This is a genomic window from uncultured Winogradskyella sp., from assembly GCF_947496485.1.
In the GTDB taxonomy this organism is placed as follows: Bacteria; Bacteroidota; Bacteroidia; order Flavobacteriales; family Flavobacteriaceae; genus Winogradskyella.
The window spans coordinates 234,003-251,281 of the sequence record NZ_CANMCZ010000002.1 but is presented as its reverse complement, the minus strand read 5'-3'; the positions used below and the strand labels follow the sequence as shown (position 1 = coordinate 251,281).

At 32.0% G+C, this 17,279-nt stretch carries 13 protein-coding genes; 7 read left to right on the top strand and 6 right to left on the bottom strand.

The window, feature by feature from the left end:
- Positions 1 to 86 precede the first annotated feature (86 nt).
- Positions 87 to 4,496, bottom strand: a complete 4,410-nt coding sequence (locus tag Q0822_RS08940) for a translocation/assembly module TamB domain-containing protein (RefSeq protein ID WP_299122684.1) — start codon at positions 4,494 to 4,496, stop codon at positions 87 to 89.
- Between the two features lie 269 nt (positions 4,497 to 4,765).
- On the opposite strand from Q0822_RS08940, the gene tsaD reads away from it, so the two are divergent.
- The 7 genes from tsaD (at position 4,766) to Q0822_RS08905 (ending at position 10,882) form a co-directional block, all read left to right on the top strand.
- The gene (gene tsaD / locus Q0822_RS08935) at positions 4,766 to 5,788 is read left to right on the top strand and encodes a tRNA (adenosine(37)-N6)-threonylcarbamoyltransferase complex transferase subunit TsaD (RefSeq protein WP_299122682.1); all 1,023 of its coding nucleotides are present in this window, start codon (positions 4,766 to 4,768) and stop codon (positions 5,786 to 5,788) included.
- Positions 5,789 to 5,955: 167 nt separating this feature from the next.
- A complete protein-coding gene (locus Q0822_RS08930; protein WP_299122680.1) occupies positions 5,956 to 6,585 on the top strand; it encodes a peptidylprolyl isomerase in 630 nt (209 codons plus the stop codon).
- A 4-nt stretch (positions 6,586 to 6,589) separates the two neighbouring features.
- The gene (locus tag Q0822_RS08925; RefSeq protein ID WP_299122679.1) at positions 6,590 to 7,294 is read left to right on the top strand and encodes a 16S rRNA (uracil(1498)-N(3))-methyltransferase; all 705 of its coding nucleotides are present in this window, start codon (positions 6,590 to 6,592) and stop codon (positions 7,292 to 7,294) included.
- A gap of 46 nt (positions 7,295 to 7,340) precedes the next feature.
- Positions 7,341 to 7,982: a DUF4159 domain-containing protein gene (locus tag Q0822_RS08920; protein ID WP_299122676.1), complete on the top strand. Its 642-nt coding sequence runs from the start codon at positions 7,341 to 7,343 to the stop codon at positions 7,980 to 7,982.
- Between the two features lie 55 nt (positions 7,983 to 8,037).
- Positions 8,038 to 8,541 (top strand): TrmH family RNA methyltransferase, encoded by a 504-nt coding sequence (locus tag Q0822_RS08915; RefSeq protein WP_299122674.1) that lies wholly within the window; start codon positions 8,038 to 8,040, stop codon positions 8,539 to 8,541.
- A gap of 67 nt (positions 8,542 to 8,608) precedes the next feature.
- A complete protein-coding gene (locus Q0822_RS08910; protein ID WP_299122672.1) occupies positions 8,609 to 9,697 on the top strand; it encodes an AI-2E family transporter in 1,089 nt (362 codons plus the stop codon).
- A 6-nt stretch (positions 9,698 to 9,703) separates the two neighbouring features.
- A complete protein-coding gene (locus tag Q0822_RS08905) occupies positions 9,704 to 10,882 on the top strand; it encodes an RsmD family RNA methyltransferase (RefSeq protein ID WP_299122670.1) in 1,179 nt (392 codons plus the stop codon).
- On the opposite strand, the gene pdeM is transcribed toward Q0822_RS08905, so the two are convergent.
- From pdeM to Q0822_RS08880, 5 genes are all read right to left on the bottom strand, one after another.
- Entirely contained in the window at positions 10,872 to 11,519 is a 648-nt protein-coding gene (gene pdeM / locus Q0822_RS08900) for a ligase-associated DNA damage response endonuclease PdeM (protein ID WP_299122668.1), read from the bottom strand. The two genes, Q0822_RS08905 and pdeM, sit on opposite strands and share 11 nt — an antisense overlap.
- 1 nt (position 11,520) lies before the next feature.
- On the bottom strand, positions 11,521 to 13,974 hold the full coding sequence (locus tag Q0822_RS08895) for a ligase-associated DNA damage response DEXH box helicase (protein ID WP_299122666.1): 2,454 nt from the start codon (positions 13,972 to 13,974) through the stop codon (positions 11,521 to 11,523).
- Positions 13,971 to 15,560: an ATP-dependent DNA ligase gene (locus tag Q0822_RS08890; RefSeq protein WP_299122664.1), complete on the bottom strand. Its 1,590-nt coding sequence runs from the start codon at positions 15,558 to 15,560 to the stop codon at positions 13,971 to 13,973. Before Q0822_RS08890 ends, Q0822_RS08895 begins: the two co-directional genes overlap by 4 nt.
- Complete coding sequence (locus tag Q0822_RS08885) at positions 15,557 to 16,594, bottom strand: ligase-associated DNA damage response exonuclease (protein WP_299122662.1); 1,038 nt, start codon at positions 16,592 to 16,594, stop codon at positions 15,557 to 15,559. Before Q0822_RS08885 ends, Q0822_RS08890 begins: the two co-directional genes overlap by 4 nt.
- 63 nt (positions 16,595 to 16,657) lie before the next feature.
- Positions 16,658 to 17,251: a hypothetical protein gene (locus Q0822_RS08880; protein ID WP_299122661.1), complete on the bottom strand. Its 594-nt coding sequence runs from the start codon at positions 17,249 to 17,251 to the stop codon at positions 16,658 to 16,660.
- Positions 17,252 to 17,279 lie beyond the last annotated feature (28 nt).

Below are 17,279 nucleotides of genomic sequence, written 5' to 3'. Positions count from 1 at the left end.
ACAATTAAGTGACTATTGTCATAAAATAGTGAGCGAAAAAGTAATTCAAACGTTTTCGTTAATAAGTATTTTAATAAATTGAATTGCTACGACTTAGATTTTGTCTTTTCTTTCTTCATTGACATATAACTAGGCATCATATTGTCTTCATCCTTCTGTTGCTTTTCTGCCTCCTTTTTTGCTTTTCTATCCTTTCTGTTTTTGCCAGAAAAAATAATTTGCAGTAATTCTTTAAAAGTATCGAACTCTACATTATATGATAAACCAATACCTTGTGTATATCCTATTTCTTCACCGAAGTTTCTAATAGTATTTTCTCTATTGAATACTTTTGCACGTAATGAACCGTCTTCGTTTAGTAACCAATCAACTTGTACATCTCCTGTTATTGTAGTTTGTTGCGAAGTGCCAAATGGTACACCAACCTTACCATTTACCAGAATTTTATCATTTATTTTTGTTTCAAGCGTAAAACCTACTGACGAATTAGTCTGTAATTCTGGAGTATCTGTACCTAAATCTACAACAATTCCAACATCTAAATTACCATTGTTTGTACCTAAAATATTATTAACTATTCCACTTAATCTTTCCGAAATAGTTCCTGTAAAATTAACACCGCTTAAACCACTAGAGAAGCCACCTGTTGCTAAGAAAATTAAAGCTTGATTGTCTCTTTCATCTTTAGACGACAATCTATAATCCAATTCTGATTTTACTGTTGAACTTACACCTGGAAATCTAAAATTGAATTCTGGCTCTGGTTGTTCTAGTTGACCTGATAAATTAATTTCAACTTCAACATCAATACTTTGACTGATAGGATTATCTAATAAAACAGATGGATTAGCTTTACCTGCATAGACTGCATTTAAATTCAATTCTGCTGTTAGGGGATCGCCTTCCCAAACAATAGTTCCACCTGGTTCTACATCAAATTTTTTCTCTACAAAGCCGCCATATTTAAAGTTATATTCGCCCTCAAAAACGGTAAAATCTCCCCACATGTTAAAGGTTCCATTAGTATTAATCAAAAATCTTAAACCACCCTCTCCTCTACCTTTAATAGTGCTACCAGCCTCTTTATCTATTACAATTTCTATCAGTGCATTTTGATTAACATCTAGATCAAAATCTAGCACCAAACCTTTGACTTCTATTTGCTCTGATATTTCCCCATTAATTCTTGCTAATTTTTCTTCTGGGCTTAAAAAATGAATAAAAGAGTTATCTCCAAAACTCTCAGAATCATTTAATGGTATATAAAATTCTGTACCAGATTCGGTTCTTCCATCTTTAACAGCAATAACTAGTTGGTCTGTAGGCCCTTTAATTTCAGCCTTACCAGATATAAAACCTGTACCATAATATAATTCGTCTTCAGATTCTTCGGTATTTAATACTAAAAGCCTATCTGTTGATAATTCTAAACCAAGTTTCCAATCCGAAAAATTATTGTGTTCTATATAACCATTTAAGTTTCCTTTAGAAAAATACTTAGAATCGGTCATTGCTACATTATCAAAGTTGAACCTTTGATTGCTTAATGTTACTCTAGAGTCGAAATCAAAATCGTAATCCACATTGAGATATGGAATGGACAAACCTGCTCTGTCAAGTAACAACTCCCCATCAATACTAGGCTTATTTAAACTTCCTGTTACTTTAGCATTGCCCGAAACCAAACCTCTGATATTATTAATAACACCCTCTCCCAAAGGATTTAATGGGTCTAGTAAAAACTCTTCAAAAGCGACATCTACATTTATTGTTGGGTTTCTTTTAGCAACGTCTATTGTACCATTCGCTAATAATGATTTTAAATTATCGTTAATAAGAGATACATCAACCTTGTAATTGGTGATTGAGTTATTTCCTTCTACTTTAGCTGTAAGATTACCTAAATCATAATCATTAACAAATAGGTTACTAACTACCACATCTGATTTTGGTAGATAAACTCCATTATTTTGAAGCAATTCTAATTTTCCAGTAACCACACCTTTTAATGACAAACTATCAATACTTGGTGTAATCTTAACGAGCTGTACATCATTAAAATCTAACTTAATGTTTTTATTTAAGGAATTTTCTATAATTCCTGAGAGTAATATCTCTTCACTACCTTGATTTATCTTAATTGGCGAGATATCAAAAGCTTTAAAATCTCTATCAAATCGTATTTTATTTAAAGTGTCTTTTTGAGAATTTACTAACCATTCATAACCCTTAAATTTTATATCCGATTTTCTAAAACCAACAACAGACATATTATCTTCATCAATGGTGTAAAACATATTTAGATTATAATCGTCTCTATTATTTTTACCACCTTTAAATTCAGATTTGATCAATAAAGTATCTCTCTTCGTTACGTTAATGAGACTAAATTGTGACGCTTTATATATACCTGCATTTACACTGTCAATTTCTATGAACGTATTAAATAATGGGTTACTGTTATCGATACTAACATTAATATTATTGGCAAAATACTCATTAAACTTAATCTCTGGTGAATTAAATGTAAGCTCAAATCCTCTTTCATCAGTTTCTATTCTACCTTCAATAAACGTATTTTTTCCAAGGGTAAGATCTTTAAAAAATACTGCAGCAATTTTAGAATATATATTAAACCTGAAATTAATATATTGCCCCTCTTCTACTTCATTTGGTATGTAATTAGTATAAATACTTCCTATAGAATTTTCTACTAACTTTAATATATCCTTAGTTTTAAACTGTCCAGTAATTTTACCATTAATGATGTCTGGGGAGTTTATGGCTATGGTCCGTTCAGTATTTTTAAAAGAAGACACGATATCAAAATCTTCAAATTTATACTCGCCATCTTGATTATTATAAAATGTATTTTTTATATTAATAGTTCCACTAGCATTGTCATAAGTAGAACCGTTAGCAGTCATATTAACTAAACCTCTAAATTCTGAAATACTATCTCTAGTAACAAAGTTCAAAACACCTAAGTTAGCATAGCCAACATTGGCTTTAAAATCGAATTTTTTAATCTCTTGAGAAAAATCTACTAGCCCATTAAAATTGAGATTTAAATTTGGATCATCCGTTTTTAAAATTCCATTAAATATCTTGTTTCCTAAATCTCCAGAAATATTAATGTTTTCATATACATAGCCATTGTAGTCTAAAACAAAAATATCACCTGTTACATCTGTCCTTAAATTATCTATAGTAAATCCTTTTCCATCAACATCTAGATTTAAAGAGACGCTTTTTGCAGAAGGCTCATTGATTAACTCACCAATACTAAACTCATCTAATACTATATTTCCTATATAATTGGCGTTATCTATATCATCTATATTAGTTAATATTAAATCAGAATTTATTATCCCAAGATCTGTTACAATGTCTACATCAGCATCAACGCTTTTTGCTGTGATGTGCGAAGTTCCTTTAATCCTAAAATTTCCAACCTTAGAAAGCACAGTTGGTATTGAGTTACCTAGAATTCTAGGAAGTAAGTTCGTTAAATCTTTATAATTTGATGCTAAATTTTGAAATCTTCCGTCCAATGCAAAACTGTCATCCTCATTACTAAATAAATTTTTAAAAGTAATATCTCCAATAATTCTAGTATTGCTAGAAGTACTAACATTAAGGTTTTCTGCTTTTAAATCGTTGAGTGTGCCAGATAAGTCTGCATTTAAAGTGGCTCGTTGATTAGTTCCGAACTCATCAAAAAATACATTAAGCTCAGTAAGTGACACATCAGAATCTCTAAAACTAGCAATGACATCTACCTTATCGGTAAAGTATTTTAAATCTTCGCGCTTATAGTTAAATCGTAAGTCTCCTTTTAATTCTGATTGCTCGGTTTTAATGTTTAGATCACCAAAATTCATGTGATCTAAGGTATATTCAAAATTTGCCATTAAATTTTTAACAGCGATACCTCTACTATCTTTAAAACTAAATTTATTTATACGAGAGCTAACGTCCGGACCGTTAATCAAAAAGTTTGTTGTATTAGCATTTAACTCTGTAAACTCAAATACCTTTGGATTCTCACGATTTTCATCTATGAGCCTAAAAATTCCATTTTCTATGGATACGTCACTAGATGAAAACAGAAATTTACTCGGTCCTACTCTTGGATTGTCATCATCGAATTTATCTACAAACACATCTAAATTTGTGTCTTCTGCTCCTTTATATGTTTTTAGATTAAATACTAAATTTTGAATATCAATATCACCAAAATTCAGTTTACTATTATAGAGGTTTTTGAAACTTATAATAGAACTATTGAGTTCACCAATGCTAATAAGAGTGTCTTTTTTATAATCTCTTATAAGAATTTCTTTAAATTCTATATCTCCGTTTAGTTGAAGACCAACCTTACCGATATTAATATCGGTTTTAAAATCATCATTTAATCTTTTGGTAGCGTACTTACCTAGTTTAGTCTGAACGGCAGGAATACCAAGAATTAAGAAAACAATAAGAAAGAGCAACAAAAATATGCCTATTATCTTACTTATTATTTTGAGTACCCTTTTGATAAAAATTACGCTTATAAATTGATGAAAATTTAGCTACTCTTTTCTGTAAAAACAAAATTTTGTTTTATATCGGTAACCTCTTCTTTAATCCATGATATTTCACTTGATTTTTAAAAATTTCAAACAAAAAAAATCATGTACTTTTGTCTATACAATACGTGTTAAGTAGTGTTTAAGACTATATCTGGTAAAATTAACAATTATTGTGCCTAATATCGACTATGAAAAAAGAAAATATTTATATCCTTGGTATTGAGTCTTCTTGCGATGATACTTCAGCTGCTGTATTATGTAACGAGAAAATTTTAAGCAATGTTGTTGCAGACCAAAAAATACATGCAGAATATGGTGGTGTAGTACCAGAATTAGCATCGCGTGCACACCAGCAAAATATTGTTCCTGTTGTGCACCAAGCTATTGAAAAAGCTGGTATTTCTAAAAACCAATTAAGCGCTATTGCCTTTACTCGTGGTCCAGGATTAATGGGTTCATTGCTAGTAGGTACTTCTTTTGCAAAATCTTTAGCTTATGGATTACATATTCCTTTGATAGATGTTAATCATATGCAAGCACATATTTTGGCTCATTTTATTGATGAAGAAAATCATAAAAAGCCACCTTTTCCATTTTTAGCAATGACCATTTCTGGTGGACATACTCAAATTGTAAAAGTGACTAATCATTTTGAAATGGAAGTTCTTGGTGAAACGATTGATGATGCCGTCGGTGAAGCTTACGATAAAAGCGGAAAAGTATTGGGTTTAGGTTATCCTGCTGGACCAGAAATTGATAGACGAGCACAACTTGGCAATCCTAAAGCGTATCAATTTACCAAACCTAGAGTTGATGGCTTAAACTTTAGTTTCTCCGGGTTAAAGACAGCTATACTATATTTTGTTCAGCGTGAAGTAAAAGCTAATCCAAATTTTATTGAAGAAAATCTTAATGATATTTGTGCTTCAATTCAATATACCATTATCGGTATTTTAATGGATAAATTAAAACTTGCCGTTAAGCAAACTAACATAAAACATATAGCTATTGGCGGTGGAGTTTCTGCCAATTCAGGAATTAGAAAAGCGTTGAAAGACGCTGAACAAAAATTTGGCTGGACGAGCTATATTCCAAAATTTGAATATACCACAGATAATGCAGCAATGATTGCCATAGTTGGTTATCTAAAATATTTAGAAAAAGATTTTGCTAATTTTAATGTTATGGCTACTGCTAGATTAAAGATATAATATCTCCATAATTTTTAATCACCTATATAATCCTAAGTCTCATAAAACACTCTTGAAGAGATAATTACGTTGAAGAAAGCCTTAACTTCATCGATAAGTGCTCAATTTATTTTTAATTTCTACTAAATTTTAGTTCATTTGTAGCATGCCCTAAACAAACCCTACGAATGAAATATCTTTTCACGCTTTTACTTTTTATTCCACTTTTTGGATTTACACAAAACAATCTCGCTAAACAATTAGATTCTATAACAACAAAAAAAGATGCGGATACTTTTTTAAAAACACACAAACCAGAAGACGGTAAAATATATATCTACAACAAGGAGAAACATAAAACAAAAATAGCAACTAGTCTTTTTAAACTTTCTGAAGGAGGAAAAAAAGTAATAAAAAATGACTTCAAAAAAACCTATTATAAAGTCATAGATAAATCTAAGGTAGATCATTGTAAATTCAATATCATTGTGCTAGATGGTGAAATGACTTCAAATCAATCTGCAAAAGTTATTCGTAATAAAGTTTTATCACAATACAATGAAGGTTATAAATTTGAAGATTTAGCAAAGCAACATTCGTCTGGTCCTACAGCAAAAACAGGTGGTGATACAGGTTGGATAAAACTTGGTGATATATCTGATACGTTTGATGAGCAGGCTTTTAACCAAAATCGTGCTATTGATGAAGTATTTACAGTAGACGATTCAAAAAATAAAAAGTATTACATTGTAGTGAAAACAAAAGATAAAACACCTATTGAAGAAATAACCGTTTTAAAATTTACAGAAGACCTATAGATCAATGCAATTATTTTACAATCCAAATATTTCTGAAAGCGATACAAGTTTTAGTTTCGACAAACAGGAAAGTAGGCATATTGTAAAAGTACTTCGTAAAAAAGTAGATGATGTATTGCACATTACAAATGGTAAAGGCTGGTTATTTGAAGCTAAATTAACTATAGCCCACATAAAGCATTGCACAGTTGACATTACTTCAAAGTCCTTAAAGCCAAAAAGAGCTTACAATCTTCATTTAGCTGTAGCGCCAACAAAAATGAACGACCGTTACGAATGGTTTTTAGAAAAAACTACTGAAATTGGTATAGAAACCATTACTCCTGTTATTTGTGACCATAGCGAACGTAAAACAATAAAGACAGAGCGCTTTGAAAAAATTATCCAGTCTGCTATGAAGCAATCTTTACAATGTTATTTACCTAAATTGAATACACCTATTGCGTTTAAGGATTTTATTTCTCAAGATATTTCAGGTCAAAAATTCATAGCGCACTGTGAAGAAATGGATAGAAAATCTTTAAAATTGCAATTGAAAGCCAATGAAAATTGTACTATTCTAATTGGACCAGAAGGCGACTTTAGCGTTAAAGAAATTAAAATGGCTTTGCAACATAATTTTATTCCAGTAACTTTGGGTGATACACGACTAAGAACTGAAACTGCGGCTATTGCAGCTTGTCATTCGGTAGCGTTTGTCAACGAGTAAACCCTTAACTGCTATATATAAACACATTTTTTACGCAAAATAAAGCATGAAATTATTTTTCTCTTTTCTATTTTCTCTTTTCTATTTCATCTCATTTTCCCAAGAATTAGCGATATTAAAATATAAAGGTGGTGGAGATTGGTACAGTAATCCAACAGCATTACCAAATTTGGTGAAATATTGTAATGACAACATTGATACCAATATTAATGAAAGTATTCAAACCGTAGAAGTAAGTAGTACAGATGTTTTTCAATTTCCTTTGTTGCATATGACAGGTCATGGCAACGTTTTCTTTAGCGAAGATGATGCCGAAAACTTAAGAAATTATCTAATCTCAGGAGGTTTTCTACATATTGATGATAACTATGGAATGGAACCATACGTTACTAAGGAATTAAAGAAAGTATTTCCAAATAGCGAGTTAATCGAAATTCCGAAAGACCATGATATTTTTAATACTGCATATGATTTTCCAAACGGCTTGCCAAAAATTCATGAACACGATGGCAAAGCACCACAAGCCTTTGGCATTTTTCATGAAAGTAGACTAGTTTTACTTTTTACTTTTGAAAGTGATTTAGGAGATGGTTGGGAAGACCAAGAAGTGCATAATGACCCAGAAGATGTTAGAGAAAAAGCTTTAAAGATGGGAGCAAATATTATTAAGTATGCTTTTGAAAATTAAAGCTAATTACGATTTTAGAATTCGTCAAATCGGTTAATCTTAAATCAAAAACCTGTTGCAACTCACTCACTACACTTCCAACTTCAAAAAGAAAAAACATCCAATCACTTTAGTTTGTGATAACATAACTAATGCTCCAAATATTGGAAGTTTATTCCGGATTGCTGATGCTTTTGGTGTTGAAGAACTCATTTTTTGTGGTACAGATATTTCCTTAGGAAAACGAATGACAAAAACATCGCGTTCTACCGAAAAATATGTTAATTATAAAATTGAAGAGAGTATCAGCGATATTATTAATGACTTAAAATCTAAAAACTTTTTTTTTATTGCTTTAGAAATTACAGAAAATAGTGAAGAGTTGAGTCAGTTTGTTTTAAATACCAAACAACCTATTGCACTAATTCTTGGGCATGAAAGTTTTGGTGTATCAGAATCTATTTTAGAGCAAATGGATTATGTGGTTCATATTAATATGTATGGCAACAATAGCAGCATGAATGTTGTCCAAGCTACAAGTATTACACTTTATGAATTGACCAAACAACTCAATCGTTAATTTTGTCATGCTGAATTCCTACCTGTCGGCAGACAAGTATTTCCACATCTTTAACTATATTTAGACCATGAATTCAAAAATTATTGCAAACGGTATTTTAAGAGCGCTAGGTATTCTTTTAGCCATAGCATTGGTGTTGTTTTTTTTGTACAAAATTCAATCCGTCATCGTTTACATTGCGGTTGCGGCTGTAATCTCTCTAGTAGGAAGACCAATAGTAATATTTTTAAGACGTAAACTAAAGTTTAATAACACTGTGGCTGTAGTGGTAACAATGATTTTGCTTATTGGTTTGCTACTTGGTTTGGTTGGTATGTTTATACCTTTAGTTGCAGAACAAGGTCATAATTTAGCCTTATTAAATATTGAACAATTACAGACAAATGTCGAAGATTTATATAATCAAATTGTTACTTATTTTGAATTCCAGAATATAGATGTAGAGCAATCCATAAAAGACTCTAACTTGCTTTCTAAGCTAGATTTTGCTGTAATTCCAAATTTCTTAAATAGTTTTATTAGTGGCTTGGGTAGTTTTAGTATTGGTTTATTTTCAGTTCTATTCATTTCATTCTTCTTTTTAAAAGACAGCAAACTCTTTGAAGATGGTATTATGACATTTATCCCTCAAGGAAATGAAACACGCTCTAAGCGTTCTTTTACCAAAATAAAAGATTTACTATCACGCTATTTTGTTGGACTCATTTTTCAGATTTTAATTCTATTTATTATCTATACCATAGTTCTACTTATCTTCGGAATAGATAATGCCGTTGTTATTGCCTTTTTATGTGCCCTATTAAATCTTGTACCTTACGTAGGACCTTTAGTTAGTGGTTTTTTAATGTTATTGCTAAGTATGTCTAGTAACTTAGGAGAAAGTTTTAGTGAAGTTATCTTACCTAAAACAACCTATGTTATGATTGGTTTTATTATTGCCCAATTAGTTGATAATTTCTTTAGTCAACCATATATTTTCTCTAAAAGTGTAAAATCCCATCCTTTAGAAATATTCTTAGTAATTATTATCGGCGGAATTCTATTCGGAATTGTAGGTATGATTGTAGCTGTACCTTCTTACACGGCTATTAAAGTCATTCTTAAAGAGTTCTTATCAGAGTATAAAGTGGTTAATAAACTGACTCAAAATCTTTAATCGAGTTTGAATTTAGATATTTTAAATATTGAAATTCAGGAATTTATAAATGCTAATCTAAAATCTGATATTTCAAATTTATTATTAAAAGGTGTTTCTTTTGATGGCATTGAGACAAAATCAATTATAGAACAGATTGAAGCTAAAAAGCGTTGTGAAAAAAAATTACCAACTTGGTTCAATGCAGCTAATATTTACTATCCTAACAAACTAAATATTGAGCAAACCTCTTCAGAAATAACCGCAAAATACAAAGCCAATTTAGTTAGTGGGAAATCTTTAATTGACCTCACAGGTGGTTTAGGAGTTGATGCTTATTACTTTTCTAAACAAATAGAAAATGTAATCCATTGCGAAATTAACACTGAACTTTCAGACATTGCAAAGCATAACTATAAAGCATTAAATGTTTCAAACATTACATGCAAAAATGATAGTGGTATTGAAGTCTTAAAAGAATTAGATCAACATTTTGATTGGATATATATAGATCCTTCGCGTCGTGATGATAGTAAAAAGAAAGTGTTCTTAATTTCTGATTGTACACCAAATGTAAAAACCTTTCAAACTTTATTTTTAAAGTATGCAAAACATGTGATGATAAAAACATCACCTTTGTTAGACATATCGGCAACACTTTCTGATTTAAAGCATACCAAGGAAATTCATGTTGTGGCCCTTAATAATGAAGTAAAAGAATTGTTGTGGGTTTTGGAGCGTAATTATGAAGGTAATGTTATTATTAAGACTGTAAATCTTCAAAAAGATAAGATTCAAAATTTTGAATTTCATTTTGAAAACGAAACCATTACTAATCCAAACTATAGTGAACCACTCACCTATTTATATGAACCCAATTCTGCAATTCTAAAAGCTGGTGCGTTTAACTCGATTAGCGAACAATTAGAGCTCAACAAGTTACACAAACACTCCCATTTATATACTTCTGATGTATTAGTTGATTTTCCTGGAAGACGATTTAAGATTGAAAAGAAATTAGCATTCAATAAAAAGGCTTTTGCAAAAGAAAAAATTTCAAAGGCCAATGTGACTACTCGTAATTTTCCTTTAACTGTTGGCGACATTAGAAAAAAATTGAAAATAAAAGATGGTGGTTCTGTTTATGTATTCTTTACAACAGATTTAAATGATGAAAAGATTATTTTAGTATGTTCTAAAATTTAAAAATAGAACTATCCGTAAATGCATAACAAATAGAATCTTTGGGTTGCGAACGCGTGTTTAATCCTGTAAATAGACTAAAAGCTGGTAATATGATTTGATTAGACGATAATTGGTAACAAGGTAATTTCAACCTTTGTTTCCCTTTTCCTTTTATACTTATGCCAGGATGAGTATGTCCAGAAATTGTAAAAGAATTATTGTGAGAATCATCGTGCTCATGAACAAACACAAACGGTAAAATCTGTAATTCTGTTTCTACTTCTATTTTAAAATCTTTCAATAATTGTTTTGAAAGTCTATCATGATTACCTTTAATTAAAACTATTTTGAGGTCTTCAAACTGCTCTATCCACAATTTAAAAGTTGTCATATCCGCATTAACTTCTGCATGGAATAAATCACCAACAATCAATAGTTGTTTAACTTTAAAATGAATGATTAAAGCCTTTAAACGTTCTAAATCATTCTGAAGAATACCATCTGGCATCGGAATACCATGCTTTCTAAAATGGGCAGTTTTTCCAATATGTACATCAGACAGAATCAGAGCTTCTTTTCGTTTCCAATGAATGGCACGTTGATTTGTCAACGAAAGAAATTCGTCTTCAACTTTTATGACTTCTTCAATTATAACCATTCTAATCAATTTTAAAAGCTTGGGCTTTTATTCGCTGAATACGTTTATCTAAATTCTCATTACTCATAGTTCCTCTTAAACTATCGACTTTTAGAGGAAAACTCAATGGTGTAAAAGATTTAGCTCTTTTCAAAATAATTTTACTTTTTGAAATACGATCGAACGCAGCCTGTAATCTGGCTTCTTCTAACTGTTGGTTAAAAACTTCTGTATAGGCTTGTCGTAACAACAGGTTATCTGGTTCGTAATCTTCTAAAACCCTGAAGATTAATCCAGATGAAGATTGTAAACTCTTATTGTTTTTTCGAGTGCCTGGTTGCGATTGCACCACCAAACCTGAGATGACGGCAATATCTCTAAATTTTCGAGATGCCATCTCAGAGGCATTAATACTAGCTATAACATCATCCATCAAATTATCTTTACTCAATAGTTCTGAAATATTGTCTTCTGAAATTGGAATTGGTTGATCACTTAATAACTCAAAACCATAATCGTTCATGGCAATGGTAAATGTTAATGGTTTCAATTTACTAATACGATAGGCCATTAATGCCGAAAAGACCTCATGCACCAAACGACCTTCAAAAGGATACATAAATAAGTGATAACCATCCTTGGTTTCTATCAACTCTACTAAAAATTCATCAGCTTTAGGTATGTGCGAATGTTTATCTTGTCTAGAAATTAAAGGATTTAAAAATCGAAGCTCTTTTTCTAAACGACCTGGCTCTAAAGCATCAGACAATTTTAATCGCATAAAATGACTTAAATGTGAGGTTAAAGGCAAACGACCACCAAGCCAACTTGGAGTTACGGCTTTTTTAGCTTTACTTCTACGTACCAGTACTTTCATGTCCTTAATTTGAACCAATTCTAATACGCGACCCGCTAAAATAAAATTATCACCTGGTTTCAATTTTGAAATAAAAAATTCTTCAATCATCCCAATATAACCTCCAAAAAAGAATTTTACCATTAACATTGCCTCACTTACAATTGCTCCGATATTCATGCGATGCAGCATACTAATTCTTCTACTTTTTACTCTGTATAAGCCATCCTCATCTTTTATAACTTTATGAAATTCTTCATAGGAATGCAATGTTTTTCCACCCTTGGTTATAAAATGCAAACACCATTGCCAATCGTCTTCAGTGATATAATGAAAAGCATGAATGGCTTTAATACGATTAAACAGTTTATCGGAATCAAAACCCATACCGACAGCAAGTGTAACCATGAATTGCACTAAAACATCGTAGGTCAATACCATGGGTTCTCTAGCTTCAATCTGATGTTGCTTTACAGCTTCTTTTAAAGCAGAAACTTCAACTAATTCCAAGGAATGCGTCGGAATGAAATAAATTTTTGAACGCTCATAAGGTGAATGACCACTACGACCAGCGCGTTGCATAAAACGTGCGATGCCTTTTGCTGAGCCTATTTGTATAACACAATCCACAGGTTTAAAATCTACACCTAAATCTAGAGATGATGTACATACTACTGCTTTGAGATAGCCACTAGAAATACTATCTTCAATCCAATTTCTCAATTTTTTGTCAATCGATCCATGATGAATAGCTAATAAACCTGCAAGTTCTGGATTAGCATTGAGTAATAGTTGGTACCATAATTCGGACTGACCTCTGGTATTAGTGAATATCAAGGTTGTGGTATTGGCTTCAATAATCGGTAGAATTTTATCTACCATAGATTTACCCAAATGTCCAGCCCAAGGCAACACTTCAATCTCATCGGGTAATACAGATATGATATCTATCTTCTTCTTTTGTTTGGCTTTTACTTGAGTAATTTTTAAATCAGGGTAAGGTAACAATACATTTTTAGCCTCTTCCAAATTACCTATAGTTGCTGTTATTCCCCAAATCTGAAGCTTTGGCGAATAATGTCTTAATTGTGAAATTGCCAATTCTGTTAATACACCACGCTTATTACCTAAGAGCTCGTGCCACTCATCTATAGCGACACATTTTACACCTTTGAAAAACCTTTTATTTTTCTTCATAGAAAACAATAAGTGCATCGTTTCAGGTGTTGTTAAAAGCACATCTGGCATTAATCGTTCCTGCTTACGTCTTATCGATGTTGGTGTATCACCATTTCGCACTTGTACAGACCAATCTAGTCCAATTTCATCTACAGCCTGAGTCATGGCTTTTGCTAAGTCTTTAGCTAAGGAACGTAATGGACTAATCCATAGCAATTTTAGACCTTTAGGATAATTTTCAGGATGATTAAGGTAATCAATGACCACAGCCAAAAACACAGAAAAGGTTTTTCCAAAACCAGTAGGTGCCACGACTAAACCACTATAACCATTGGCATAGCGTTGCCAAGTTTGCATTTGAAATGGGAATGGTGCCTGTGCCTTTTCGAGCATCCATTTGTTTATAATCTGTAATCCAGTACTGTCTTTAAAATTACTCAAGGCGCAGTTATTAATTGTTTTACGGTTTCTAGTGTATCTATCTCTGATGCGGGTTTATCTTTTCGCCACCTTGCAATTCTTGGAAAACGTAAGGCTACTCCAGATTTGTGTCGTTTACTAAATGCTATACCTTCAAAGGCAATTTCGAAAACTAATTCTGGTTTCACAGTACGAACAGGTCCAAATTTTTCTATAGCGTTTTTGTTTACCCAACGCGAAATTTCAGTAATCTCTTTATCTGTTAATCCTGAATATGCTTTTGCAACAGTCACCAAACCATCCTCTTTTTTTACTGCAAAGGTATAATCTGTATATTTTGAACTACGACGACCACTACCTTTTTGGGCATAAATCATAACCGCATCTATGGTCAATGGATCAACTTTCCACTTCCACCAATCTCCTTTTTTACGACCTGTATGGTATGGTGATGCTTTTTGTTTTAACATTAAACCTTCACTATTAATAGCTCTAGAATTTTCACGAATATCATAAAGATCCTCCCACGCTTCAAAATCTACTATAAATGATAGCTTTAAATGATCTGGTAATGTAATTGAATTAAAAATCTTTTCTAAAATCTGTCGTCTTTTACCAAAAGGTTGTTCTCTAATATCGTCTCCATTGAATTCTAAAATATCATAAGCATAAAAACCTATTGGCACTTCTTCGAGCAATTTCTTGGTTACATTTTTTCGATTCAAGCGTTTTTGCAAATCATTAAAAAGTAGAACAGCATTGTCTTTCATAGCTAAAATCTCACCATCTATCACAAAATCATCTTTAAAATTGCTCATCACTTCTACCAATTCCGGAAACTGCTGTGTTACCAATTCTTCACCTCTAGACCAAATGTATATTTCATTGTTTCGCTTTACGATTTGCCCTCTAATACCATCCCATTTTTGTTCCACAATCCATTCCTGTGGTTTTCCTAACTCTGGTAATTCTTTCTCAAGGGCATATGCCAAACAAAACGGATATGGCTTAGAATTGTCATAATTGATGTGTGTTCCTTTTATTAATTCCTCAAAAGAAATAGAATTGATATCCCAATTCCCAATAATACTATGCATCAACTGATTTGCATCAATACCTGTTAATTTTGCAAGTGCATTGACCAATGTTTTTTTAGATACTCCGATTCTAAAGCTCCCACCAATGAGCTTATTAAAAATTAAACGTTCCTGTTGCTCTAATCCTGACCAAGCTTCAAGTACAAATTTCTTCTTCTCTTCATCCGATTTAGGCTTCAATTTCTTGAGTTCAGACATCCATTCAGTTAAAGACAACTCGAGTTTATGTGTAGGTTTTGGCAACAACAACGCTATAGTTTCACCCAGATCACCAACCGTACTATAGCTTTCTAAAAATAACCATTCTGGTAGTTCAGTAATTTCCATGCACCACTGCTTCATTAGTGTTGTTTTAACTGGTCGAGATGGTCGCTTACCTGTAAATAAGGCAATAAGCCAAAGTTTATCCTTATCTGGTGCTGCACCAAAATAATTGACCAATGCATCAATCTTTGCATTGGTTTTATTTGTGATTTCAATAGCACTAATTAAATCTGAAAACTGTTTCATTCTGCTTGAAGTGTTTCAGATTCTTTTTCGGCTTCTGCCATTTTTTCATCTCCATACTCAGTTTTTAGTTCATCTGCTTTAATTCCGATTTCATTTAAATATTTTGAAAATACAGCTTGAGAACCGTGTGTAACATAGACTTGTTCGGCTTCAGTTGCTTTTACAGCAGAAATTAAACCATTCCAATCCGCATGATCGCTCACGGCAAAACCAGCATCAACAGACTGCCAACGTCTGTTTCCCCTGATTTGCATCCAGCCAGAACAAATAGCAGTCGCAGCATTAGGAACGCGCTTTAATAATCGTGAACCTAAAAGACCTGGTGGCATGATAATGATTTTATTCTGAAGTTCTTTTTTATCAAAATCAGCAGTCAATAATGTTGTTTTTGGTAATTCTATTCCTGAACTTGAAATGGCTTCATTCAAATTATGGATAGCTCTGTGAACATAAATATCATCACATCCATCAAGTAGCGACATTAAGCGTTGCGCTTTACCCAATGAATAGCCTAAGAAAACTGAGGTTCTGCTATTGGTTTGATTGCTTGCTACCCATTCATGGAGTTCGCTTTGAAGTTCCTTTTCTGACTTCCAATTATAAATAGGCAATCCAAATGTACTTTCAGTAATAAACGTATTACACTTTATAGATTCAAATGGTTGTGAAATAAAATCGGGTTGTGTTTTATAGTCGCCAGTAAAAACAACAACGTAGCCTTTATATTCTAATCGGATTTGCGCGGAACCAATAACATGTCCTGCAGGATGAAAACTTACTTGAACACCATTGATATATATTGGTTCATCATAGCCTAAACTTTCAATTTTTATATCTGCTCCAATCCGATGTCTTAAGATAGCTTTAGAATCATTTTGACATAAATAGTACTTCATTCCCCAACGTGCATGGTCAGCATGGCCGTGTGAAATAATCGCATAATCAACAGGAAACCAAGGATCTAAATAGAATTTACCTTGCGGACAGTAAATACCCTTTTTGGTGAATTTGATAAGTTGTTGTTTTATTCCCATAGCTTGTGTAAGCTATTAAAAAAGTAGAACTATAAATAACAAAATAGCGTTAAATTTTGACTGTTATAAAAAACCTTTTTGCGCAATTACCATATTATCTCCCCATAATTTTACCAGATAAGAAATATCAATAGGAAAAAATGATGATGAACCATCAGTATTATATTTTACTGGACATTCAATACGGTTACCATCAACAATCTTACATTTATTCTGTCTATTATCTGAAATAAAAATCGCTTTAGAATCGAGCTTTTCATAAACCTTTTTCAAATCTATAATGGCATATTTTATAAACCCAGAAGCCTTTTCTACATTACTCTTAGGTTTGTCAATGATACCATAAGTAAAATAGTGTGCTTTCACTTTATAATATTCAGACTCATGTCGTTCTTCTACTTTATTTTCATCTCTTCTGTATCTAATTGTAAAATCTGAATAGTCTTTGTATTGAACTTCTCTAAAACGCTCTTGTACACTCATAATATTGTCACCATTCCTAAAGACATAATCGATACCATCCATCATATCAATATATTTAGCGTAATCTTGTCGTAATTGAACCTCTGTCCAATTAAGAGGTCTATATATCAATGGACGAGCTAAATTTTTATGCACGTAATCAGTAAAAGCTCTATCATTTCTATACTTTGACATTGTGTTTTATGGTATTTCATTATGAATA